This is a genomic window from Thauera sedimentorum, from assembly GCF_014489115.1.
Classification (GTDB): Bacteria; Pseudomonadota; Gammaproteobacteria; order Burkholderiales; family Rhodocyclaceae; genus Pseudothauera; species Pseudothauera sedimentorum.
Genome location: NZ_JACTAH010000001.1, coordinates 333,473 through 356,792, shown reverse-complemented (window position 1 = coordinate 356,792; position 23,320 = coordinate 333,473). Strand labels below are relative to the sequence as shown.

General features: G+C 67.1%; 21 protein-coding genes, 1 tRNA gene and 1 riboswitch. Of the genes, 7 read left to right on the top strand and 15 right to left on the bottom strand.

Annotated elements, in window-relative coordinates:
• The 4 genes from IAI53_RS01580 to IAI53_RS01565 all read right to left on the bottom strand — a co-directional run bounded on the left by IAI53_RS01580 (position 1) and on the right by IAI53_RS01565 (position 3,796).
• On the bottom strand, positions 1 to 858 hold the full coding sequence (locus IAI53_RS01580; protein WP_187716413.1) for a DNA adenine methylase: 858 nt from the start codon (positions 856 to 858) through the stop codon (positions 1 to 3).
• A gap of 471 nt (positions 859 to 1,329) precedes the next feature.
• Positions 1,330 to 3,093, bottom strand: coding sequence for a site-specific integrase (locus IAI53_RS01575; RefSeq protein WP_187716412.1), 1,764 nt, complete (start codon positions 3,091 to 3,093; stop codon positions 1,330 to 1,332).
• A gap of 149 nt (positions 3,094 to 3,242) precedes the next feature.
• Positions 3,243 to 3,335: transfer RNA gene (locus tag IAI53_RS01570), tRNA-Ser, on the bottom strand.
• 89 nt (positions 3,336 to 3,424) lie between these two features.
• Positions 3,425 to 3,796, bottom strand: a complete 372-nt coding sequence (locus IAI53_RS01565; RefSeq protein ID WP_187716411.1) for a carboxymuconolactone decarboxylase family protein — start codon at positions 3,794 to 3,796, stop codon at positions 3,425 to 3,427.
• A gap of 155 nt (positions 3,797 to 3,951) precedes the next feature.
• Between IAI53_RS01565 and mltF the strand changes: the two genes are divergently transcribed.
• On the top strand, positions 3,952 to 5,334 hold the full coding sequence (gene mltF, locus IAI53_RS01560; RefSeq protein ID WP_187716410.1) for a membrane-bound lytic murein transglycosylase MltF: 1,383 nt from the start codon (positions 3,952 to 3,954) through the stop codon (positions 5,332 to 5,334).
• A 13-nt stretch (positions 5,335 to 5,347) separates the two neighbouring features.
• Here the strand turns inward: mltF and serS are convergent, their stop codons facing one another.
• On the bottom strand, positions 5,348 to 6,640 hold the full coding sequence (gene serS, locus IAI53_RS01555) for a serine--tRNA ligase (protein ID WP_187716409.1): 1,293 nt from the start codon (positions 6,638 to 6,640) through the stop codon (positions 5,348 to 5,350).
• A gap of 265 nt (positions 6,641 to 6,905) precedes the next feature.
• Between serS and IAI53_RS01550 the strand changes: the two genes are divergently transcribed.
• On the top strand, positions 6,906 to 7,169 hold the full coding sequence (locus IAI53_RS01550) for a hypothetical protein (protein WP_187716408.1): 264 nt from the start codon (positions 6,906 to 6,908) through the stop codon (positions 7,167 to 7,169).
• Between the two features lie 16 nt (positions 7,170 to 7,185).
• On the opposite strand, the gene IAI53_RS01545 is transcribed toward IAI53_RS01550, so the two are convergent.
• The 4 genes from IAI53_RS01545 to IAI53_RS01530 all read right to left on the bottom strand — a co-directional run bounded on the left by IAI53_RS01545 (position 7,186) and on the right by IAI53_RS01530 (position 12,287).
• Complete coding sequence (locus tag IAI53_RS01545; RefSeq protein WP_187716407.1) at positions 7,186 to 8,532, bottom strand: replication-associated recombination protein A; 1,347 nt, start codon at positions 8,530 to 8,532, stop codon at positions 7,186 to 7,188.
• A gap of 13 nt (positions 8,533 to 8,545) precedes the next feature.
• Positions 8,546 to 9,196: an outer membrane lipoprotein periplasmic chaperone LolA gene (gene lolA / locus IAI53_RS01540; RefSeq protein WP_187716406.1), complete on the bottom strand. Its 651-nt coding sequence runs from the start codon at positions 9,194 to 9,196 to the stop codon at positions 8,546 to 8,548.
• A 1-nt stretch (position 9,197) separates the two neighbouring features.
• Positions 9,198 to 11,489: a DNA translocase FtsK gene (locus IAI53_RS01535; RefSeq protein ID WP_187716405.1), complete on the bottom strand. Its 2,292-nt coding sequence runs from the start codon at positions 11,487 to 11,489 to the stop codon at positions 9,198 to 9,200.
• A 126-nt stretch (positions 11,490 to 11,615) separates the two neighbouring features.
• On the bottom strand, positions 11,616 to 12,287 hold the full coding sequence (locus IAI53_RS01530; RefSeq protein WP_187716404.1) for a Crp/Fnr family transcriptional regulator: 672 nt from the start codon (positions 12,285 to 12,287) through the stop codon (positions 11,616 to 11,618).
• A 230-nt stretch (positions 12,288 to 12,517) separates the two neighbouring features.
• Between IAI53_RS01530 and trxB the strand changes: the two genes are divergently transcribed.
• Positions 12,518 to 13,477, top strand: coding sequence for a thioredoxin-disulfide reductase (gene trxB, locus IAI53_RS01525; protein WP_187716403.1), 960 nt, complete (start codon positions 12,518 to 12,520; stop codon positions 13,475 to 13,477).
• Between the two features lie 8 nt (positions 13,478 to 13,485).
• Complete coding sequence (locus IAI53_RS01520; protein ID WP_187716402.1) at positions 13,486 to 14,259, top strand: Smr/MutS family protein; 774 nt, start codon at positions 13,486 to 13,488, stop codon at positions 14,257 to 14,259.
• A gap of 94 nt (positions 14,260 to 14,353) precedes the next feature.
• Here the strand turns inward: IAI53_RS01520 and IAI53_RS01515 are convergent, their stop codons facing one another.
• Together IAI53_RS01515 and IAI53_RS01510 are read right to left on the bottom strand one after the other, a co-directional pair.
• A complete protein-coding gene (locus IAI53_RS01515) occupies positions 14,354 to 14,692 on the bottom strand; it encodes a P-II family nitrogen regulator (RefSeq protein WP_187716401.1) in 339 nt (112 codons plus the stop codon).
• 54 nt (positions 14,693 to 14,746) lie between these two features.
• Positions 14,747 to 16,363 carry an NAD+ synthase gene (locus IAI53_RS01510; protein ID WP_187716400.1) on the bottom strand — a complete coding sequence of 539 codons (1,617 nt, stop codon included), beginning with the start codon at positions 16,361 to 16,363 and terminating at the stop codon, positions 14,747 to 14,749.
• Between the two features lie 176 nt (positions 16,364 to 16,539).
• Here IAI53_RS01510 and IAI53_RS01505 point away from each other — a divergent pair, with 176 nt between their 5' ends.
• Positions 16,540 to 17,667 (top strand): GNAT family N-acetyltransferase, encoded by a 1,128-nt coding sequence (locus tag IAI53_RS01505; protein WP_187716399.1) that lies wholly within the window; start codon positions 16,540 to 16,542, stop codon positions 17,665 to 17,667.
• Between the two features lie 66 nt (positions 17,668 to 17,733).
• On the opposite strand, the gene ppa is transcribed toward IAI53_RS01505, so the two are convergent.
• A complete protein-coding gene (gene ppa, locus IAI53_RS01500; RefSeq protein ID WP_187716398.1) occupies positions 17,734 to 18,261 on the bottom strand; it encodes an inorganic diphosphatase in 528 nt (175 codons plus the stop codon).
• Positions 18,262 to 18,322: 61 nt separating this feature from the next.
• A riboswitch (cobalamin riboswitch) is annotated at positions 18,323 to 18,474 on the top strand.
• 102 nt (positions 18,475 to 18,576) lie between these two features.
• On the opposite strand from ppa, the gene IAI53_RS01495 reads away from it, so the two are divergent.
• Complete coding sequence (locus IAI53_RS01495) at positions 18,577 to 19,395, top strand: energy transducer TonB (protein WP_187716397.1); 819 nt, start codon at positions 18,577 to 18,579, stop codon at positions 19,393 to 19,395.
• Positions 19,396 to 19,418: 23 nt separating this feature from the next.
• Here the strand turns inward: IAI53_RS01495 and IAI53_RS01490 are convergent, their stop codons facing one another.
• A complete protein-coding gene (locus IAI53_RS01490; protein ID WP_187716396.1) occupies positions 19,419 to 19,628 on the bottom strand; it encodes a heavy-metal-associated domain-containing protein in 210 nt (69 codons plus the stop codon).
• Positions 19,629 to 19,666: 38 nt separating this feature from the next.
• Entirely contained in the window at positions 19,667 to 22,072 is a 2,406-nt protein-coding gene (locus IAI53_RS01485) for a heavy metal translocating P-type ATPase (protein ID WP_225433109.1), read from the bottom strand.
• 75 nt (positions 22,073 to 22,147) lie between these two features.
• On the opposite strand from IAI53_RS01485, the gene IAI53_RS01480 reads away from it, so the two are divergent.
• Positions 22,148 to 22,600, top strand: a complete 453-nt coding sequence (locus tag IAI53_RS01480; protein ID WP_187716395.1) for a MerR family transcriptional regulator — start codon at positions 22,148 to 22,150, stop codon at positions 22,598 to 22,600.
• 9 nt (positions 22,601 to 22,609) lie between these two features.
• Here the strand turns inward: IAI53_RS01480 and IAI53_RS01475 are convergent, their stop codons facing one another.
• Positions 22,610 to 23,311 (bottom strand): sulfite exporter TauE/SafE family protein, encoded by a 702-nt coding sequence (locus tag IAI53_RS01475; protein WP_187716394.1) that lies wholly within the window; start codon positions 23,309 to 23,311, stop codon positions 22,610 to 22,612.
• Positions 23,312 to 23,320 lie beyond the last annotated feature (9 nt).

Here is a 23,320-nt window from a genome sequence, read left to right as displayed (position 1 = left end):
CTATGCAATGTTCGTTGCGATCATCTCGTGTTCTATCTTTCGGTGCTGCGAAAAGCCAGCGACGTTTCTTCTAACGGGTACTTGCTTTACGTGCCATGAACCGCTGATCTCTCTAGCCTCGTCGCAGTCCTCGTAGCTCAGTACGAAATGCGCGCCTTGCTCGTGAATATGCTCCAGAGCAGCTTTAAGTCTGCTGAGATCGTCTTTGCAGAAGGTCTTTGGTCCATATTGATTCGTTCGTCGCTTCCCTTCTACCCAGTATGGCGGATCCAGGTAAACGAAATCATTGGGTTGGACGCGTTCGATTGTGCCTAGAAAGTCGGAGCAAATTAACTCTGCCGAGTTGAGCTTTTTTGCGGCGAACGTTAACTGCTCAAGAGTCGGAAGTTTTCCTGTTCGCGTACCGCCGAACGGCACGTTGAAGCGTCCCAATTGGTTCGTCCGGTATAGGCCGTTAAAGCAGTACCGCGTTAAATAGATAAATCTCGCAGCACGTTGAACTGGTGTCAGTTCTTCTGGAATCTTTTCGCGTAGCTGATAGAAAAAATCAGAACCATGTCCATAAGTGGCCAATTCCTCGTGAACGGCTTGCGGGTCTGCGCGTACCTGACAAAAGCACTCGACGAGTTCTGCGTTGATGTCGCCTAGTAATCCCGCACTCGGATCTAAGTGAAAGAATAAACACGCTGAACCCATGAACGGCTCCACGTATCGGCCATACGAGTCGCTCCAATACTCTTGAAGGACGGGGATTAGTTTTCGCTTGCTCCCGGCCCACCGGAGGAATGGGCGTCCATGGCTCTTGTTGCCAGTCTCGGCTAGATCCCGGCGCGGGCTATCGTGTTGAATCGGGCTCAATGTACTCTCATCGGTACGTCATGGGGCGGCAGTCAGCGAGTAGCTCTACGTAACGGTGCCTAGCGGGGCTAGTTTAGTCGAACATGCTTGCCGCTGTCTTGAGGCGGGTAGCGCCTGCTTCGACTAGCTTGTGAGTTGATCGATGCGTCGCGGCTCGGCGTAGCTAAGTCTGGCTCGGTGGCTCTATGCCGTGAGCGCTGAGGACGATCGCTAGATTTCTCCCTCTCGCTCACCAAGTCGGGGCTTCTGTCCGGCCTCGCGACAAACGGCTGCTGCTCACCGCAGTGCAGTCTCTCAGCGGCGAGACTTGAATGACCGTTCAGACCGAAGATCGGTCGTTCCTCCGTTGAGACGCCATGATTCGCTGGCTATTCGCGCTACCACGAGCAGTGATTGCCTCTGCTCTAGGCACAACGCTGGCTGCCCAACCCTGAGCGCATGCAGCTCGCGGCGGCGCTCAATCGCACAGAGCTAGTCAGCCACCCCTGGCGCGGCCGGAAGATGGAACGCGATGTCGTAGGCAATGCGTGCCAGTATTTCCAGCTTCTTGTCCACAGGCAGTTCTCCGCGGTACTTCTTCACCACAGGCGAGGCATCCTGGTCCAGCTGCCCGTCCTGAATCTTCTCGATGCTGGTGACGTTGCTGGTGTGGCCTGTGATCGCCTCGGCATTGACCACGCCCTGCACCATCGCTTGGTGAAGAAGCGTGGAACGGAAAGCGTGCATGCCGACAATACGGGCATTGGGTGTTTCGTCCCGCAGGCCGATGTCGCGCAGGAAATTGCTGAACCACAACCTGGCCTTGGGTGACGCCTTGCCGGCCACCGGTGTGAAGTTGGGAAAGAGCAGCGTATGACCCAGCGCCTTGACGCGCTCGACGTACTGCAGGAATCCGAGCTCAAGCAGCTTCGGGTGAATCGGAACCTTGCGTCTGGACCCTGCCGTCTTCACCGACTTCTCGACGTGCTTGTGGCTCTCCGAGTCGTCGGTGATGTCGAGGAACCACACGCCGGATCGAACATCCGCACGAATATCAGTCTGGGGATTGAGCTGGCAGATTTCGTTGACCCGAGCTCCTGTAAACAGGCCAAGGTGCGGAAGCCAGAATTTGTGCGCCTGCGAGGTGTCTCGCGCAAAGGCGGCCATCTCGGCACCCTCAAAGAGGCGCTTGAGTTCATCCTGCTCGAAATGACGCTGCCCGCCTTCGGACTCCCTGCGGGTCCCGATGTACTGGACGCCTTCGGTGGTGAGGCTCATGGGCCATCCCTGGTCCTGCCACTTGCGGCGACAGTACCTTAGGAAGGGGGCCATGGCGGCGAGATAGGTGCCGTCGAACGTGCCCTTGCTCATTTCAGCGCGGTGTTGCGCGGCAAGCTCACGGGCAGAGATGCCCTCCTGACGACAAACATCCTTCCACCGCGGCGGCAGACGCTGGACCGCTTCGAAGTAGTCTTCGAGGTCGGTTTGCCTGAGTGAGCCGATCGGTTTGTCACCGACGATATCTAGCAACAGGGGCATTACCGTATTGACCTTGCGGAGCATCGCCGGCTTGTCGAGCTTCTTGTAGTACTCGAGATAGGCCTGGGTGACCTCCGATAGCATCGGCGTGCCGAGCTGACGGGCTAGCGTCGGCGTGGGCTCGTCCTTGCCCTCGTAGCGGTTCAGCAGCTTTTCGTTCGTCCGAATGGCTGCACGGCCGTAGGCCAGCGCCAGTCGCCGCATCTCGGCATCAGAGGCGTTGACCCGGTACCTGTAGAGTTGCAGGAACTGCTCGAGCGGGCCGCGCAGGAAGTCATGGTCGCCAAGGGCCACTGCGGCCTTGAGGAGGGAGTTGGCCTCGGCATACCCGCCCCGGTAGTCCTCGATCTCCTCGAGCGTGTAGGGCGTCTCGCTTTCACGCCGCGCTTCGTCACCGGCAAGGCTGGCCGCCTCCGCATGCTTGCAGATGGCGTCGATGGCTTCGGGTGTCAGGGCGTCGATACGAACAAGCGCCTGGACTTGTTCGCGCGCAGCGCTGTCGGCCAAGTGCTGGCGCTTCTGGTTCCACTCGGCGGTCAGACGCGACTCTTCGTTACGGTGCCGTTCGAGCGCCGTGCGGTAGTCCTTGGTTCGGAGCGAGAAGACGACCTCTTTTCTGCCGCGGTAGCAGCTGAGCAGGTCAGTCGGAATACGCCGGCGAAGGTAGTACGTGCCGGAAGTGCGGTGGCGTTGGAGCCCGGTGGGGAGCATTGGCATCGCTTTGAAGTTCCTGATCCCGAGTATAGGGAGCTAGGAAGCTCATGAAGCTGAACTCTGCCAATGTGTATAAGCGTTGTGTAGAAGTTCTGGGTAAAAACGCCTTGCTCTAAAGGCGAATTCCTTAACTTCAACAGCTTACGAAGACATGGCGGAGAGGGGGGGATTCGAACCCCCGTGCCAGGTTTCCCTGACCATCCGATTTCGAGTCGGCGCCGTTATGACCGCTTCGGTACCTCTCCGCTTTCCCGCACATGCCGCATTTGCGGGAGGGCGCATTATACGCACAAGCTCGGCGAATTGCACCAGCCCCGCAACACCTTCATCTGCCTCAGGCGGTCGCGCTGGCCTTGGCGGTACGCGGCAGCAGTTCCTCGTAGGCACGCACTGCTTCGGCCGCGTACATCAGGGTGGGGCCGCCGCCCATGTAGGCGCACACGGCCAGGGTTTCCATCAGTTGCTCGCGGGTCACCCCGAGGCGGATCAGCGCCTTGACGTGGAAGCCGATGCAGGCGTCGCAACGGGAGGCCACGCCGATGGCGAGCGCGATCAGCTCCTTGTGCAGGGCCGAAACCGCACCTTCCTTGAGGGCTCCCTTGGCCATGGCGCCGAAACCCTGCATGGTTTCGGGCGCCTCGGCACGCAAGGCCTCGAGGGCTTTGGAAACGTCGTTGGTGATCTGCACGAAGGACTTGCCGGACATGAGGAGCTCTCCTTAATTTAGAGCCGGCTAATATAGCACTGCCTGCGCACAAGTGCCCGTCGCGACACGCCACCGCCGTCTAAATTTGACTTACGCGGTTGCCCGGATCCGCATGCTCACAGACAATCGCGTCGCCCGACATTCGGATAGAGCCCGTGCGACTGCCGATCCTGATCCTGCTTACCGCCCTGCTCACGGGCTGTACTCCCGCGGATGCGCCGCGCATCCCGGACTTCCGCACGCTGGGCGAACTGCGCGTGGCGACCCGTCACGACGCCATCTCCTTCCGCCAGGACGAGGAAGGCAGCTCCGGCTTCGAGCACGATCTCCTGCTGGAACTCGGCGAGCGGTTGCAGGTGCCGGTCAGCTTCATCGTCTATCCGGACGTGACGCAGATGCTGCGCGCGGTCATCGACGGCGAAGTGCATCTGGCGGCCGCGGGGCTGGCACGCAACGACCTCCTGCCGCTGCGCTGGTCGGCGTCACTGCGCGAGGTGGACTACGTGCTGGTTGGACGCGCGGAGCGCGGGACGATCCGCAGCGAGGCCGAACTGACGGGGCGCATGGTGTCGGCGCGGCGGGGCTCGCTACCGGTCGACAAGCTTGAGCGCCTGCGCAAGCGCGTCCTCGGGCTCAACCTGCATGTACCGGTGGCCGACGGCGACCAGGCCCTGCTGGAGCAGGCTGCGGAGGGCAAACTGGATCTGGTGGCGACCGACCGGCTGCACTTCGCCATCGCCCAGCGTGTCTTTCCCGAACTCACGGTAGCCTGGGATCTCCCGCTGAAGTCGCACATCGCCTGGGCGCTGCCGCTGGAACCGGCTGACCCGCTGGCCGGCGAGGTGGAGTCATTTCTCGCCGGATCGAGCGAGAGCGGCCAGCTGGCCCGTGTGGCCGACCGCTATTTCGGCCATGTACGCCGCCTGCGCAACTCGGACATCAACGGTTTCCTCAGCCGCGTCCGCGAGCGCCTGCCGCTCTACCGCCCGCACTTCCAGGAAGCCCAGACACGCACGGGTATCGACTGGCGCCTGCTGGCGGCACTGGCCTATCAGGAATCGCAGTGGGACCCGCTGGCCACCTCGCGCACCGGGGTGCGCGGCATGATGATGCTGACCGTCGAGACCGCCGACCGCCTCGGGGTACGCGACCGCCTGGAGCCGCGCGACAGCATCCTGGGCGGCGCGCGCTATCTGGCGATGCTGCGCGACCAGTTGCCCGACGAGGTCGAGGAGCCCGACCGCACCTGGATGGCCACCGCCGCCTACAACCTGGGCATGGGCCACCTGCGAGGCGCCCGGGCGATCGCACGCACCATGAAGCGCGACCACACTTCGTGGTGGGGCCTGAAGACGGTGCTGCCGCTGCTCTCCCGCCCGGAATACGCTGCGCGCCTCAAGGCGGGTGCGGCACGCGGCGGCGAGGCGGTGATCATGACCGAGAACATCCGCAACTACTACGACATCCTCACCCGCATCGAACCGCCTTACGTGCCGCCGCTGCAGCCGCGCGGCCTGAGACTGAGCCGCAACGACTGAGCGCGTGGCGCGGTCAGCCCGCGGCGCGCAGCACTTCCACGCCGCCCATGTAGGGCACCAGCGCGGACGGGATGGCGATCGAACCGTCGGCCTGCTGGTAGTTCTCCAGCACAGCGACCAGCGTGCGACCGACTGCCAGCCCTGAACCGTTGAGGGTGTGCACCAGCTCATTCTTGCCCTGCGCGTTCTTGAAGCGCGCCTGCATGCGGCGGGCCTGGAAGTCCTCGCAGTTGGAGCAGCTGGAGATCTCGCGGTAGGTGTCCTGCGCCGGCAGCCACACTTCCAGGTCGTAGGTCTTGGCCGCCGAGAAACCCATGTCGCCGGTGCACAGCGCCACCACGCGGTAGGGCAGGCCGAGCTTCTGCAGGATGGCCTCGGCGTGGCCGACCATCTCCTCGAGCGCCTCGTAGCTCTTCTCGGGGTGCACGATCTGCACCATCTCGACCTTGTCGAACTGGTGCTGGCGGATCATGCCGCGGGTGTCGCGCCCGGCGCTGCCCGCTTCCGAGCGGAAGCAGGGGCTGTGCGCGGTGAAGCGCAGCGGCAGGGCATCCATCGGCAGCACCTGTTCGCGCACCGTGTTGGTCAGCGGGATCTCGGAGGTGGAGATGAGGTACTGCTCGGCCCCCTCCTCGTCGCCGCCGCGCAGCACCCAGAACATGTCTTCCTTGAACTTGGGCAGCTGGCCGGTGCCCACCAGCACCTCGCGATTGACGATGTAGGGCGTGTAGCACTCGGTGTAGCCGTGCTCGGTGGTCTGCACGTCGAGCATGAACTGCGCGAGCGCGCGGTGCAGGCGGGCGATCTGCCCGCGCATGAAGGTGAAGCGCGAGCCCGAGAGGCGCGCGCCGGTCTCGAAGTCCAGCCCCAGCGGCGCGCCGAGGTCCACATGGTCGCGCGGCGCGAACTCGAAGCTGCGCGGCGTGCCCCAGCGGCGCACCTCGACGTTGGCGCTCTCGTCGCGCCCTTCCGGCACGCTCTCGTGCGGCAGGTTGGGCAGGCCGGCGGCAAACTCGCCGATGCGTTCCAGCAGGCCGGGCAGCGCCTGTTCGCAGGCCTTCAGTTCGTCGCCCAGCTGACCGACCTCGGCCATCACCGCAGAGGCGTCCTCGCCGCGGCCCTTCAGCTTGCCGATCTCCTTGGACAGGGCGTTGCGCCGCGCCTGCAGCTCCTGGGTGCGGGTCTGCAGGCGCTTGCGCTCGTCTTCCATGGCCTGGAAGGCGGCGGCATCCAGGGTGAGGCCGCGGGTGGCGAGTCGCTGGGCGACCTGGTCGAACTGGGAACGGAGAAGTTGTACATCGAGCATGGGAAGATTTCCGGATAGTCTTTCAATTCATCGACATGGCGCCGGGAGCTGAAGCCGGCTCTGAATATCGTACGCCATCCCCATGCTTGCAAAGCCTTTCCAGAGCACGGGAACTCATGTCGCACAGCACAAATTTAATTAAACAAAACAATCGCTTGCATCACATTGCATGGCGAAACATTTCTTGCAAACGGCTCCCGATCACATAGGCTTAAGATGTTGAGCAAGCCGCGCAGACGGCCCCAGAGAACAGGAGGAGAAACAGATGCTATCTATCCGGGACTGCCTCGATTACTGCGATCTTACCGAAGACGAAGTGGCACTGATCGCCGAACATGAAGACATCCCCGACGCCGCGGCCGCGCAGATGGCTTGCGGACTGGTGCAGACCCCCGAAGGGGTGCTGCTGCTGACCAACTACATGCTCGACCTGATCGAGCGCGCCACCGAGCGCGGCGATCTGGAAAAGGCCGAACAGGCGCGCAACCTCTGCGCACGCTTCATGGCCGACCATCCCCTGCAGCACTGACACGCCCGCCCCTGCCTCAACGACTGCGTCGCGACGGCGGCCCGTCCTCGTCGGACGGCTCGCCCGCAGCGGCATCCAGTTCGCGCAGCCTCGCGAGCTTTTCGGCAATCCGCGCCTCCAACCCGCGCGGGGTCGGCCGGTACCAGCCGGGCTCGGCCATGCCCTCGGGCAGGTAGCTCTCCCCCGCGGCGTAGGCTTCGGGTTCGTCATGTGCGTAGCGGTAGGCCTTGCCGTAGCCCAGTTCCTTCATCAGCCGGGTCGGCGCGTTGCGCAGGTGCAAGGGCACCGGGCGCGACTCGTCGGCGGCCACGAAGGCACGGGCGGCATTATAGGCCTTGTACACCGCGTTGGACTTGGCCGCGCTGGCCAGGAACACCGTGGCCTGCGCCAGCGCGAGTTCGCCTTCGGGTGAGCCCAGGCGCTCGTAGGTGGTGCAGGCATTGAGCGCGATCTCCAGCGCGCGCGGATCGGCCAGGCCGATGTCCTCCACCGCCATGCGCACCAGCCGCCGCCCCAGGTAATGCGGATCGGCGCCGCCGTCCAGCATGCGGCACAGCCAGTACAGCGCGGCGTCCGGGTGCGAGCCGCGCACCGACTTGTGCAGCGCCGAGATCTGGTCGTAGAAGGCCTCGCCGCCCTTGTCGAAGCGACGCAGGTTGCGCGACAGCGCCTGGTCGACGAAGTCCGCGGAAACGGTATCGACCCCGGCGGTTTCCGCCGCCACCTGGAGCTGTTCGACCAGGTTCATCAGCCGGCGCGCGTCGCCATCGGCAAAGCCGACCAGGCGGTCGCGCGCGTCATCGTCGAAGGGCAGCTCCGCGCAGGCGGCTGCACGCGCACGCTCGAACAGCCCGCGCATCGCCTCGGCGTCCAGCGATTCGAGCACGTACACCGCGGCCCGCGACAGCAGCGCGGAATTGACCTCGAAGGACGGATTCTCGGTGGTGGCGCCGATGAAGGTCACCAGCCCCTGCTCCACGAAGGGCAGGAAGGCGTCCTGCTGGGCCTTGTTGAAGCGGTGCACCTCGTCGACGAAGAGGATGGTGTGGCGCCCGCGCGCCTTGGCGGCCTGCGCCTGGGCAATCGCCTCGCGGATCTCCTTGACGCCGGAGAACACCGCCGAGAGCGCAACGAACTCCGCGTTGAAACCCTGTGCCATGAGGCGCGCCAGCGTGGTCTTGCCCACGCCCGGCGGCCCCCACAGGATCATCGAGTGCGGCTTGCCGGATTCGAAGGCGAGACGCAGCGGCTTGCCCGGCCCCAGCAGGTGCTGCTGACCGGCCACCTCGTCCAGCGTCTTCGGACGCAGCCGTTCGGCCAGGGGTACGCGCGGCGGCTCCAGCGCCTCGAACAGGTCGCTCATCGTCGTGCCGGCGTCACTGGCCGATCACGTCGGCCCCGGGCGGCGGCGTGAAGCGGAACAACTGCGGGTCTATGGCGCCGACCGCGGCCAGGCGGGTGAATACGATCACCGTGTTCTGGCCGAAGCTGTCGCGCATCTCCATGCGCCGCAGCGTTCCGTCGGCCAGGCCCAGGCGCATCGACTCGAAGCCGCTGTCCGCGTGGCGGGGGCGCGCCACCACCCAGGCGAGGCCGTCGGAGGCGCCGCCGTCGGAGAGTTCGAAGGCCGATTCGAAATCGCTGCTGCCGACCAGCACCGCGGCCGGCGTGCTGCCGAGCGCATCGCCCAGCGGCCGCACGGTGACCTGGGCGAGGTCGCGGTCCCAGGACCACAGGCGCTCGCCGTCGCCCACCAGCAGCTGCTGGTAGGGAGTGTCGTAGCTCCAGCGGAAGCGCCCCGGGCGGGAGAAGGCGAACTGCCCGCTGGCCTGTTGCGGCTTGCGCCCGGAAGTCGAATGCACGGTCTGTTCGAATTCGCCCTGCGCATGGCGGATCTCGGCGACAAAGCGCCGCAGCTGGGCGATGCCGTCGGCCGCCAGCGCACCGCCCGCGGGGAGCGCCGCCGCCACGGCCAGCACGGCACAGCCCGCCAGGCGAGCGAGTGCCGCGCGTCTAGGAAGAAACATCTCAGTCGCCCTCCTTGGGCGGAACGATCACTTCACGGTTGCCGTTGCTGCCCATGGCGCTCACCAGTCCGGCGCGCTCCATCTGCTCGATCAGGCGCGCGGCACGGTTGTAGCCGATGCGCAGGTGGCGCTGCACCAGGGAGATCGACGGCCGCCGGGTCTTGACGACCACTTCGACGGCCTGGTCGTAGAGCGGATCGGCCTCGTCGCCGCCCTCGCCGCCGCCACCGCCCAGCGCGGCCTCCATGTCGTCCTCGGGCGCGGAGAGGATGCCTTCCACGTAATCCGGCGGCCCCATCTTCTTGAGGTGTTCGACCACCTTGTGCACTTCCTCGTCGGCAACGAAGGCACCGTGCACCCGCACCGGCAGGCCGGTGCCCGGCGGCAGGTAGAGCATGTCGCCCATGCCCAGCAGGGCCTCGGCGCCCATCTGGTCGAGGATGGTGCGCGAGTCGATCTTGCTGGAGACCTGGAAGGCGATGCGGGTCGGCACGTTGGCCTTGATCAGGCCGGTAATCACGTCCACCGAGGGGCGCTGGGTGGCAAGGATGAGATGGATGCCGGCCGCGCGCGCCTTCTGCGCCAGGCGGGCAATCAACTCTTCGATCTTCTTGCCCGCCACCATCATCAGGTCGGCGAGCTCGTCCACCACCACCACGATGTGCGGCAGTTGCTCGATCGGCTCCGGGCTCTCCGGGGTGATCGAGAACGGATTGGTGAGCGGCGCGCCGGCCTTGGCCGCCTCCGCCACCGCCTTGTTGAAGCCCGCCAGGTTGCGCACGCCGACCGCGGCCATCAGCTTGTAGCGCTTGTCCATCTCCACCACGCACCAGTTCAGCGCGTTGGCGGCGTGCTTCATGTCGGTGACCACCGGCGCGAGCAGGTGCGGGATGCCTTCGTAGATGGACAGCTCCAGCATCTTCGGGTCGACCATGATCAGCCGCACCCGCTCGGGCTCGCTCTTGTAGAGCAGCGACAGGATCATCGCGTTGATGCCCACAGACTTGCCCGAACCGGTGGTGCCGGCCACCAGCAGGTGCGGCATCTTGGCGAGGTCGGCCACCACCGGCAGGCCGCCGATGTCCTTGCCGAGCACCACGGTGAGCGGCGAATGCATGTCGTGGAAGACCTTGGAGCCGACGATCTCCGACAGGCGCACGGTCTGGCGCTTGGGGTTGGGCAGTTCCAGCGCCATGCATGACTTGCCCGGCACCGTCTCGACCACGCGGATGGAAATCAGCGACAGTGCGCGGGCGAGATCCTTGGCCAGATTGACCACCTGGCTGCCCTTTACCCCGGTGGCCGGCTCGATCTCGTAGCGGGTGATCACCGGGCCCGGATAGGCGGCCAGCACCTTGACCTCGACGCCGAACTCGCCGAGCTTGGATTCGATCAGCCGCGAGGTGAAGGCCAGCGATTCGGCCGACGGCGGCTCGCCGTTGCCGGCCGGTTCGTCGAGCAGCGCGAGCGGCGGCAGCCCGCCTTCCGCGTGGTCGGCAAACAGGGTCTGCTGGCGCTCCTTCTGCACGCGCTCGGACTTGGGCACCTCGACCACCGCCGGCTCGATGCGCAGTTGCGGCGGCGGCGCCTCCACCGTCTTGCGACGCTTGGTCTCGACCACCGCCTCGCGCTTCTGCGCGAGTTCGCGGCCGGCCCGACGGTCCTGCCAGGTGTAGTAGGCATGCTGGGCAGCCAACCAGGCCTGCTCCAGTCCCAGACCGACCCGCTCGATCACGGTGAACCAGGAGATGCCGGAGAACAGCGACAGGCCCGAGGCGAGCAGGGCCAGCAACATCAGCGTGCCGCCGGTGAAACCCAGATAGCGTTGCACCGCGGCGCCCAGTTCCACGCCGACCAGCCCGCCAGGCGCCAGCGGCAGCGCGGCGCCATGCGTATGGAAACGCAGGGACTCGAGCGCGCTGCTGCTCAGCAGCACCACGAAGAAACCGGCCAGGACGATGAAGAAGGAACGCCGGTCCGCCTGGTAGGCATGGCGCAAACGGCGAAAACCCCAGGCCAGCCCGTATCCGAGAAAGATCACCCACCACCAGGCGGAGAGCCCGAACAGGTAGAACAGCAGGTCCGCCAGCCATGCGCCGAAGCGCCCGCCGGGATTGCTCACGCGCGCGACTTCGGCCGCATGCGACCAGCCCGGGTCGGTCTTGCTGTAGCCGAGCAGGATCAGGCCGATGTACAGCGACAGCACGCCGAGCGCGAGCCACTTCGCCTCCTGCAGCAGGAGCGAAATCTTCTCGGGAAGCGGTTGGGAACGTGAAGCGGAACGGGACAGCATCAGAAAGGGGCGCCGGGCGAATCCGGTGGCAGGGTCGGCAGCCGATTATATGCGAACGGGCCTTCCCTCACCCTCACGGTTGCCGGCGGTAACAATGGCGACCCGGACATGCCGCCGGGCCGGCGCTCAGACGTCGTTGAGGCGCTCGCGCAGCACGATGCCGCGCTCGCCTTCCTCGATCAGCCCCTGGACGCTGAGATCCTTCATCACCCTGCTGACCATCTCGCGCGAGGCGCCGATCATCTTGGCGATGTCCTGCTTGGAGATCTTGCGCACCACGATCATCTCGCCGCCGTGTTCCTCGGCCATTTCCAGCAGCAGACGCGCCACCCGGCCGTACACGTCCATCAGGGCCAGGCTCTCGATCTTGCGGTCGGCGTTGCGCAGGCGCTCGGCCAGATTGCACATGATGCGCCAGGCGACCTCGAAGTTGTCCTTCATGATCTGGCGGAAATCCTGCTTGGGGATCATCACCAGGTCGGAGGGCGTGACCGCCACCACCGAGGCCGAGCGCGGCTGCTCGCCGAAGATCGCCATCTCGCCGAACAACTCGCCCTGGCCGAGAATGGACAGGATCACCTCGCGCCCGTCCTCGTCGCTGACCACCACCTTGAGGCTGCCGGTCAGCACGAAATAAACGAAGTCGCTGCGGTCGCCTGCGAGCACCACCGCCTGCCCGCGCGGAAAGCGCCGCATCATCGAACAGTGCGCCACCGTGGAGAGGACCTCGTCGGACAAGCCCTGGAACAGGGAGAAGGTCTTCAAGGCGATGGTGGAAACGGCGGTCGGCTGGCTCATGAGGTCTCCGTGGGGCATGCTCTGCGAAACAATGGCTGCAGCGTGATCGGTGTCACGGAGTATAGACGAACATCTATGACGGACGACAATCCCGGCGCCACTAAAAAATAGCCGCCACTCCGGCGATTGAAGAATTGTGATCGCATGAAGCTATCACCCCCATTGAACGGGGCGTGCGGACGCTCGGCTATAATCCCGCGATCCGCAACACGACCGAAGGCAACGCCACCATGACCACCAAGCACGCCCGCCTGCTCATCCTCGGTTCCGGCCCGGCCGGCTACACCGCTGCCGTCTACGCCGCACGCGCCAACCTCGACCCGGTGCTGATCACCGGGCTTGCGCAGGGCGGCCAGCTGATGACCACCACCGAGGTGGACAACTGGCCGGCCGATGCCGACGGCGTGATGGGCCCGGACCTGATGGCGCGTTTCCAGAAGCACGCGGAGCGCTTCAACACCGAGATGATCTTCGACCACATCCACACCGCGAAGCTGCAGGAGCGCCCCTTCCGCCTGATCGGCGACGCCGGCGAGTACACCTGCGACGCGCTGATCATCGCCACCGGCGCCACCGCCAAGTACCTCGGCCTGCCCTCGGAAGAGAAATTCTCCGGGCGCGGCGTGTCGGCCTGCGCCACCTGCGACGGTTTCTTCTACAAGAACCAGGACGTCGCGGTGATCGGCGGCGGCAATACCGCGGTGGAAGAGGCGCTGTATCTCGCCAACATCGCCAAGAAGGTGACCCTGGTGCACCGGCGCGACAAGTTCCGCGCCGAGAAGATCATGGTCGACAAGCTCATGGAGAAGGTCGCCGCCGGCAAGATCGAGCTGGCCCTGGACTCCGCGCTGGACGAGGTACTGGGCGACAACACCGGCGTGACCGGGATGCGCATCCGCGACCTCAAGACCGACGCCACCCGCGACGTCGCCCTGCAGGGCGTGTTCATCGCCATCGGCCACAAGCCCAACACCGACATCTTCGAAGGTCAACTGGAGATGGAGAACGGCTACCTGATCACCCAGGGCGGACGTGAGGGCAATGCCACGCAGACCAGCATTCCCGGCGTGTTCGCCGCCGGCGACGTGCAGGACCACATTTACCGCCAGGCGGTCACCTCGGCCGGCACCGGCTGCATGGCCGCGCTCGACGCCGAACGCTACCTGGATGCGCTCGGCAACGTGAGCTGAGTCCCGTCATGTCGCGCCGCGCCCGCCCCCGCCCGCCGGAACGGCCCGCGGCGGCGGCCGGCGACGCGCAGCCGGCGCCGCTGCGCGCCCTCGCCGACCTGAAGGCGCTGCGCAAGAAGCCGCAAAGTCCGCTGATGCGCGCCTGGGAAGCAGCCCGGGACCGCCACAAGCAGACCGCCCCACCCGCCCCGGCGGAGGAGCCGCCGCCTCCCACTGGCCCCAGCGCCGACGAACGCGCGCTGTTTCGCAGCGCCATGAGCGAAGTCCAGCCGCTGGCGGCGCGCCACGCGCGCGTGGAGACCGGCGCCACGCCACCGCCCCCCCTGCCCTTGCGCCGCCACGCCGACGAGTCGGCCACGCTGCACGAGTCGCTGCACACCCCGCTCAGTTTCGAAGATCGCCTGGACATCGGCGAGGAAGCCGCCTTCCTGCGCCCCGGTCTGCCGCGCCGTGTTCTCAGCGACCTGCGTCGCGGGCGCTGGGTGCTGCAGGGCGAAGTCGACCTGCACGGCCTGACCCGCGACGAGGCGCGCGAGGCGCTCGGCCGCTTCCTGCAGGCCAGCCTGCAGCGCGGGCGGCGCTGCGTGCGGGTGATTCATGGCAAGGGACTGGGATCGCCGGGACGGGTATCGATCCTCAAGCAGCTCTCGCGCGGCTGGCTGGCGCAGCGCGAGGAGATCCTCGCCTTCTGCCAGGCCGGCCCGCATGCCGGCGGTTCCGGTGCGCTGCTGGTGTTGCTGCGGGCGCCGGGCGGCGCCCGGGACAAGACTCAGGGCGTGTAGGAGCGGCCTTGGCCGCGATTGCAGCCTTCGTTTTCCGCACGCCTCATCGCAGCCAAGGCCGCTCCTACGAATGGAGCCTGACGCTGAACGGCGCTCAGATCGCCGCTTCGTCGGTCTCGCCGGTGCGGATGCGCACCACCTGCTCGACCGGCATCACGAAGATCTTGCCGTCGCCGATCTTGCCGGTACGCGCGGCCTTGATGATAGCCTCGGTGGCCTGCTCCACCAGGTCGTCGCCGATGACGATCTCGACCTTGATCTTGGGCAGGAAGTCCACCACGTACTCGGCGCCTCGATACAGCTCGGTATGGCCCTTCTGGCGGCCGAAGCCCTTGACCTCGGTCACGGTCAGGCCGGTGATGCCCACTTCGGAGAGCGCCTCGCGCACCTCGTCGAGCTTGAAGGGCTTGATGACGGCTTCGATCTTCTTCATCGGGAAATCCTCATTGTTCGGTTGCGGGCTCGCCGGGCGGTCGGCCGCCGGCGCTCAGAATTCGTCCTGGTAGCGCGATGTTATCGGATAACGCCAGTCCCTGCCGAAGCCGCGGCGGGTCACGCGGATGCCCACCGGCGCCTGGCGGCGCTTGTATTCGTTGCGCTTGAGCATCGCCACGGTGCGCCGTACGTCCTCTTCCGGATAGCCGGCGGCGATGATCTCGCGCGGCGACTCGTCGCGCTCCATGTAGGCCTGGATGATCGCGTCGAGCACGTCGTAGGGCGGCAGCGTGTCCTGGTCGGTCTGGTCGGGCTTGAGTTCGGCGGATGGCGGGCGGGCGATGATGTTGGGCGGGATCACCTCGCCCTGGGTGTTGCGCCAGCGCGAAAGCCGGAACACGAAGGTCTTGTACAGATCCTTGAGCACCGCGAAACCGCCGGCCATGTCGCCGTACAGCGTGGCATAGCCGGTGGCCATCTCGCTCTTGTTGCCGGTGGTCAGCACGATGGCGCCGGTCTTGTTGGACAGCGCCATCAGGATCATCCCGCGGATGCGGCTCTGCAGGTTCTCCTCCGTGGTGTCGGCCGGCAGGCCGGCGAACTGCTCCGCGAGCAGGCCGCCGAAGGCCTGCATCGCCGGCTCGATCGGGATCTCGTCGTAGCGCACGCCCAGCCGGCGGACCATTTCGCGCGAGTCGTCCAGGCTCATCTGCGCGGTGTAGGGCGAGGGCATCATCACCGCGCGCACCCGCTCGGCGCCGAGCGCATCGACCGCAACCGCCAGCGTCAGCGCGGAGTCGATACCGCCGGACAGGCCGATGATCGCGCCAGGGAAGCGGTTCTTGCCCAGGTAGTCGCGCACCCCCCACTTGAGCGCCTCGTAGACCTCGGCCTCCAGCGTGCGCGGCTCGGCCTTGGCTCCCGGCAACCAGCGCCCCTCGGCAAAGCGCACCACGTCCACCCGCTCGTCGAAGGACGGCACCTGCCAGGCCAGCCCTCCCTTGCCGTCGAGCGCGAAGGAGGCGCCGTCGAACACCAGTTCGTCCTGCCCGCCGACCATGTTGCAGTACAGCACCGGCATGCCGGTGACGGCCACGCGGGCGCGCAGCACTTCATAGCGGCTGGCCTGCTTGTTCATGTGATAGGGCGAGGCGTTGAGCACCAGCAGCGCCTGCGCCCCGGCCTTGCGGGCCAGTTCGGCCGGACCCGGCTCCCATACGTCCGCACAGATGTTCACGCCCAGGCTGACGCCCTTGAGGCTGAACACGCACGCCGCCATGCCCGGATCGAAGTAGCGCTCTTCGTCGAAGACCTCGTAGTTGGGCAGCAGGAGCTTGTGATACACCGCCTGCACCACGCCGTCGCGGATCACCGAGGCCGCGTTGAAACGCTGCCGGCCGCGCTCCTCGGGATGGCCGAGGACCAGGGTGATGCCCTGGGTATGCGGCAGGATGCGTTCGATCTCGCGCGCGCAGGCGCGGTAGAAGTCCGGCCGCAGCAGCAGGTCTTCGGGCGGATAGCCGGACAGCGCCAGTTCCGGGGTGAGCAGCAGGTCGGCACCTTCGGCGCGCGCGCGCGCCAGCGCGTCGATGATGCGGTCGGCGTTGCCGACGAGGTCGCCAACGGTGAAATTGAGCTGTGCGACAGCGATCGAAAGCGTGGTATTCATGGGCCGCAACTATACCGTGTGATCCGCCTTTCCGGCGCGCCGACCTTGCGATGCAGTATTGCACAGACAAGGTGGGCAAGCCTGTGGATAAGAGCGGAACAGCTCACCCAACCCTCTGACCCGGAAACGATTTGCGCAGTTGCACAATAACTGGGCGACTGCGCGGAGGCACCAACTTGGCGGACCGTTTTCGCCTGCTCAACGGACTGAGCGACCTGCCTGCTGCCCACTGGGACGCGCTGGCCGGCTCGCAGGCCTGCCTGTCGCACGCCTACCTGCATGCACTGGAGGCCACCGGCTGCGTGGGCGGGCGCAGCGGCTGGCTGCCGCGCCACGCGACGCTGTGGCGCGACGGCACCTTGGTGGCCGCGATGCCGCTCTACGAAAAGCAGCACTCCTACGGGGAATACGTGTTCGACTGGGCCTGGGCGGAAGCCTATGCCCGCCACGGGCTGGCCTACTACCCGAAGTGGCTCGCCGCGGTGCCGTTCACACCCATCCCCGGCGCACGCCTGCTCGGCCACAGCGGCGCAGACCGCAAGGCCCTGCTCGCCGCGGTGCTGGACACGGTTGCCGACAGCGGCCTGTCGTCCTTCCACCTGCTCTTTCCCGCCGATGAAGAAGCCCCCTGGCTGGCCGAAGCCGGGCTGATGCTGCGCCACGGGGTGCAGTTCCACTGGCGCAACGCCGGCTACCGCGACTTCGAAGATTTCCTGGCCCAGCTCAACCACGACAAGCGCAAGAAGATCCGCCAGGAACGCCGCCGCGCCGCCGCACACGGGCTGAGCCTGCGCTGGCTCGACGGCCACGGCGCGAGCGCAGCCGACTGGGCCTTCTTCCACCGCTGCTACAGCCTCACCTACGCGCTGCACCGCTCCACGCCCTATCTGACCCCGGCATTCTTCCCGGCGCTGGCGGCCGCCCTGCCCGGCGGGGTGCGCCTGCTGGTCGCCGAACGGCAGGGCGAACCGGTCGCCGCCGCGTTCTTCCTGTGCGACCGCGAGGCGCTCTACGGGCGCTACTGGGGCGCGACCGAGGCGCTGCCCTTCCTGCATTTCGAGCTGTGCTACTACCAGGCCATCGACTACTGCATCGCACAGGGACTGTCGCGCTTCGAAGGCGGCGCGCAGGGCGAACACAAACTCTCGCGCGGCCTGGAACCGGTACCCACCTGCTCGGCGCACTGGATCGCAGATCCGCGCTTCCGCGACGCGGTGGACGATTTCCTCGCGCGCGAACGCAAGGGCGTGCGCTTCTACCTCGACGAACTGGCCGAACGCTCGCCCTTCCGCAGCGGGCCGTAGACGCACGAAGGCCCGCACGCGGCGGGCCTTCCATCCTGCTGCCCGGCGTTCACCGGGCCACGGCGATCACTTGGCGGCGTTGGCCAGGCCGTCGGTGATTTCCTTGCGGGCCTCGTCCACCGAGCCCCAGCCCAGCACCTTGACCCACTTGCCCGGCTCGAGATCCTTGTAGTGCTCGAAGAAGTGCACGGTCTGCTTCATCAGCAGCTCGGGCAGGTCGTCGGTGGTCTGCACCTTGTCGTACAGCGGGGTCAGCTTGGAGACCGGCACCGCCACCACCTTGGCGTCCATGCCCGACTCGTCTTCCATCTTCAGCACGCCGACCGGACGGCAGCGGATCACCACGCCCGGCAGCAGCGGGAAGGGGGTGACCACCAGCACGTCCACCGGGTCGCCGTCGCCGGCGATGGTGTGCGGCACGTAGCCGTAGTTGATCGGGTAGCGCATGGAGGTGCCCATGAAGCGATCGACGAAGACCGCGCCGCTGTCCTTGTCCACCTCGAACTTGATCGGATCGGCCTGCGCCGGAATCTCGATGATGACGTTGATGTCGTTCGGCACATCCTTGCCGGCGGGGACGTTTTCGAAGCCCATTACACAACCCTCCCATGGAAAAAGTGGGCGAAATTATACGGGAAAGCCTGCACCGCCTATAATGCAGCGCTGAATAGAAGGTGCCTTCGCCGGCTGTCGCCGCGAAGGAGAATCGGGAAACAGGTGCAAGGCCTGTGCTGCCCCCGCAACGGTATGGCGCTGGAAAGACCTTCCGCGCCGAGCCCGGAGACCGGCCTTCCAATGATGCGGCCCGGCGCCATGCACCGGCCGTGTGTGAAGCGCTGCGGGTCGGCTGCGCGTCGCGAGCCTCGTGCCCGTGTCCGCCCGCGCAATAGTCTGGTTCCGCGGGCCGAGATGAACAACCCCACGCCCTCCCTGCTGTCCTCCGGCGGCGCCCATGGCGCCACCGTGCTGCCGCCGCTGCAATGGGGCTGGCTTGCGCTGGTCGCAGGCCTGCACGTGGCCGGCCTGGCCTGGCTGGGCCTGGGCGATGAACCACTGACCCAGGCGCGCCCTGCCGAGAGCGTGGTGAGCGTCCAGCTGCTCACGCCACCGGTCGCCCAACCGACGGCGACGCCCAGCCTGCCCCCCCGGCCAGCGCAGGAACCCGTCAAACCCAAGCCGTCCGCCCAGGCGCCCAAGCCACGTCCGCTACCGCCGCCGCAGAACGCCCGTCCGGTCACGACTGCGGCAAGCCACGCGCCTGTCGTGCCCCGGCAAGCGCCGGAACCGGCCGCGGTGGTACCGGTCCCTGAGGACCACGCCGCCCGGCCGCCCGGCGAATCCGCCCCCGATCCGGCAACAGAGGTTCAACCGCCCGCCGACCAAGCCCCGGCCCCCACTACCAGCGCAGTGGCAGCGACCAGCCGGCAACAGGCGGAGACCCTGGCGCCCGCACGTTACGACGCCGATTACCTGCACAATCCCCCGCCCGGCTATCCCGCCGCCGCGCGACGCCGGGGGGAAGAAGGCCAGGTGACGCTGCGCGTCCACGTGCTGGCCTCCGGACGTGCGGCGGAAATCGAGATCGCCGAGAGCAGCAGCCACCCGCGGCTCGACCGTGCGGCGCGCGATGCCGTCGCCCACTGGCGCTTCGAGCCGGCAAGACGCGGCAGCCAGCCGGTGGACAGCTGGCTGCGGGTGCCCATCGTGTTTCGCCTGGAAGGGCGCTGAGCCGCGCCCTTGCGCGCCGGCGCTCAGGCCGGCGAGTCGAAGCCGGCCGCCTCGACCGCCGCGCGCATCTGCTCGGGGGTGACCTGCGCGGGATCGTAGCTGACCCGCGCGCTCGCCCCGTCCAGCGACACCTCCGCCTCGCTCACGCCGGCCAGCGCCTTGAGCACACCGGTCACGTTGCGCACGCAGCCGCCGCAGCTCATGCCTTCCACCTTGATCGTCACTTCATTCATCGCTTTCACTCCAGCCCTTGGGGTCCATCGAACAAAACCTATCGCCCGGCTCGCCAGCGCCGAAGCAGCAGCGAGTTGCTGACCACCGACACCGAGCTCATCGCCATCGCCGCGCCGGCCACCACCGGGTTGAGGAAACCGAGCGCCGCCAGCGGAATGCCGAGCACGTTGTAGATGAAGGCAAAGAACAGATTCTGGCGGATCTTCGCCAGCGTGGCGCGCGACAGGTCGATCGCGTCGGCCACCCCGTCCAGGCTGTTGCGCACCAGGGTGATGTCGGCGGCCTCCACCGCGACGTCGGCCCCCACGCCGATGGCGAACGATACATCGGCCGCGGCCAGCGCGGGCGCGTCGTTGATGCCGTCGCCGGCCATGCCGACCAGCTTGCCGTCCTTGCCCAGGGCCTTCACCGCCGCCGCCTTGTCGCCAGGCAGCACGCCTGCCCGGTAATCCTCAATGCCCACCTGCGCGGCAATCGTCGCCGCTGTCGCCGCATGATCGCCGGTCAACATGACGACCTCGATACCGCGAGCCTGCAAGCGCGCCACCGCGCGGGCCGAGTCCTCGCGCACCTGGTCGGCCACGCCCAGCGCGCCGGCGAAAGCACCGTCCACCGACACCGCCACCAGCGTACGGCCACCGGCCGCCAGCTCGTCGCAGAAACCTTCCGGCACCGCCGTCCCGCGCTCAGCAAGGAAACCCGGGGCACCCAGCAGCACCGTGCGGCCTTCGACACGCCCTTCCAGCCCCTTGCCACCGAAGCTCCGGACCGCTTCCACCGGCGCCAGGCTCAAGCCCTCGGCCTGGGCGTGGGCCAGTACCGCCCGCGCAATCGGATGGGCGCTGCCCTGCTCGGCCGCAGCCGCCATCTCCAGCAAGCCCCCGCTCGTCCACCCGGGCGCCGGCAGCACGTCGGTCACCGCGGGCTCGCCCCGGGTCAGCGTGCCGGTCTTGTCCACCGCCAGCACGCGCACCTTCTCGGCCAGTTCCAGCGCTTCGGCGTTCTTCACCAGCATGCCGGCACGCGCACCCTGGCCGGTGCCCACCATGATCGCGGTGGGCGTCGCCAGCCCGAGCGCGCACGGGCAGGCGATCACCAGCACCGCCACGGCGTTGATCAAGGCCTGGGCGAAGTCGCCCGACCACAGCCACCAGCCGGCGAGGGTCAGCAGCGCGAGGCCCACGACCACCGGCACGAAGACGGCCGAGATGCGGTCGGCCAGGCGCTGCACCGGCGCCTTGGAGCCCTGCGCCTGGGCGACCATGCGGATGATGCCGGCCAGCAGCGTGGACGCCCCCACCCCGGTCGCCTCGCAGCGCAGCAGGCCCTCGCCGTTGAGCGTGGCGGCGAACACCTTGTCGCCGGCGGCCTTGTCCACCGGCAGGCTCTCGCCGGTGAGCATGGCTTCGTCGAGGGCGGATTGCCCCGACAACACCACGCCGTCGACCGGCACCGAATCGCCCGGACGAACCACGAACACGTCGCCGGGACGCACGGCGGCCACGGGCAGCTCGACGAGCTGGCCGTCGCGCTCGATGCGCGCCATCTTCGGCTGCAGGCGCATCAGCGCATCCAGCGCCGCGCCGGTGCGCGCCTTGGCGCGGGCCTCCATCAGCTTGCCGAGCATCACCAGGGTGATGATCATCGCCGAGGCCTCGAAGTACACATGCTGGTCGTGCAGGCCGAGCAGGGTCACCGCCGTGCTGAACAGCCAGGCCATGCTGGTACCCAGGGCCACCAGCACGTCCATGTTGGCCCCGCCGCCACGCAGCGACGCCCAGGCGCCGCGGTAGAAGCGCGCACCGATCCAGAACTGCACCGGGGTGGCGAGCAGCAACTGCAGCCAGCGCGGAATCACGTCGTGGTGCGCATCGCCCGCCCAGCCAGCGCCCAGCATCGCCGGCATCTGCGCGGCCAGCGGCAGGGTCAGCAGCACGGCAATCCAGAACATGCGCAGGTCGCGCCGCCAGGTCTCGGCATGGCGGGCGCGCTCCTGTTCGCGCGCATCCAGCCCGGCCTCGACTGCGCCGAAACCGGCCTTCGCCACCGCGTCGATGGCCTGCTGCGGGTCCATCGCACCGGGCAGGTAGCGCAGCACCGCCCGCTCGCTGGCGAAGTTCACTGCCGCTTCCACCCCCGGCAGGCGGTTGAGCACTTTCTCCAGCCGGGTGGCGCAGGCGGCGCAGGTCATGCCGGAGATCGACAGCTCGAGCTGCTCGGGCGGCACCTCGAATCCCGCCTTGTGAATGGCCTCGACCACCGCCTGCGTCGCGGTTTCTCCGGACAGGCGTACCTGGGCCCGCTCTGCCGCGAGATTCACGCTGGCCTCCACGCCGGGCATGCGGTTGAGCACCTTTTCGATGCGGGTGGCGCAGGCCGCGCAGGTCATGCCGGCAATGGGGAGTTCGACGGTGGTGGTGTCGATGGGAGTGCGATCGTTCATGATGGTCCCGCTTGCGGACGCTGTGTCGATGGTGGCAGTCTAGACCCTGTACCAAGGTACGGAGTCAACCCCCTGATGAACACGCATACGTCCCGCCCGCCCCTTCCCTCGCGCAACGCGACAACAGCGGAACCCGGTCTGACCATAGGCCGGCTGGCTTCAGCCGCCGGGGTCGGCGTCGAGACGGTCCGTTACTACCAGCGCCGCGGCCTGATCGGCACCCCGGCTGGCCGCAAGGGCGCTTTCGGTGTGTACGACGCGCAGACGGTGTCCCGCCTGCGTTTCATCCGTCGCGCCCAAACCCTGGGGTTCAGCCTGGACGAGGTCGCCGGCCTGCTCGCGCTGGACGAGGAACGCGATCGCGACACTGCGCGCGCGCTCGCACAGGCCAAGATCGACGACATCGAAAACCGTATCCGCCAGCTGGAAGACATGCGCAGCGCCCTGAAGGGCTTGGTGCACTGCTGCGAACACACCGAGGCACCGGCCCCCTGCCCTATCCTGCAGGCCCTGGACGGAGAACGCTGAACGCCCCGTTCAGCAGACCACGCCACTCCACAGGGTGCCGCCGAGCGAGGGGGCATGGAACAGGCCGAAGACGCCGAAGCCCAGCACCGTCAGGCCGGCAGCGAAACGCACCTTGCCGTTGCGGGTGATGTCGCGGAAGCGCTTGAACAACAGGCCGGCGAGCAGCAGGTTGGGCAGCGTACCGAGGCCGAAGGCGAGCATCAGCCCCGCGCCGCGGGTCGCCGAGCCGGTCACCAGCGCGGTGGCCAGCACGCTGTAGACCAGTCCGCAGGGCAGGAATCCCCACAGCAGTCCGAGCGGGTAGCCCTGTGCCACCGAGCGCGCGGGCAGGAAGCGCCGGGTGAAAGGCTGAACGCGCCGCCAGATGTGGTGGCCGGCACGCTCGACCGGCGCCAGCAACTGGGTAAAGCCGGTGAGATACAAGCCCAGGGCAACCAGCATCAGGTTGGCCAGTACGTACAGGCCCAGCTGGATGGGCATCACCTCGTTGTACAGCATGCCCACGGTACCGAGCGCGCCGAGCAGGCCGCCGATCACCGTGTAGGTGGTGATGCGCCCGAGGTTGTAGGCCAGGTGGATCGGCCATTGCCGGCGGGTCTGCCCGGGCACCTGCACGGTGAGCGCGCCGACGATGCCGCCGCACATGCCCACGCAGTGGGTGCCGCCGAGCAGGCCGATGAGGAAGACGGCGATATAGCCGGTTTCAGGCATTCGGAAGAG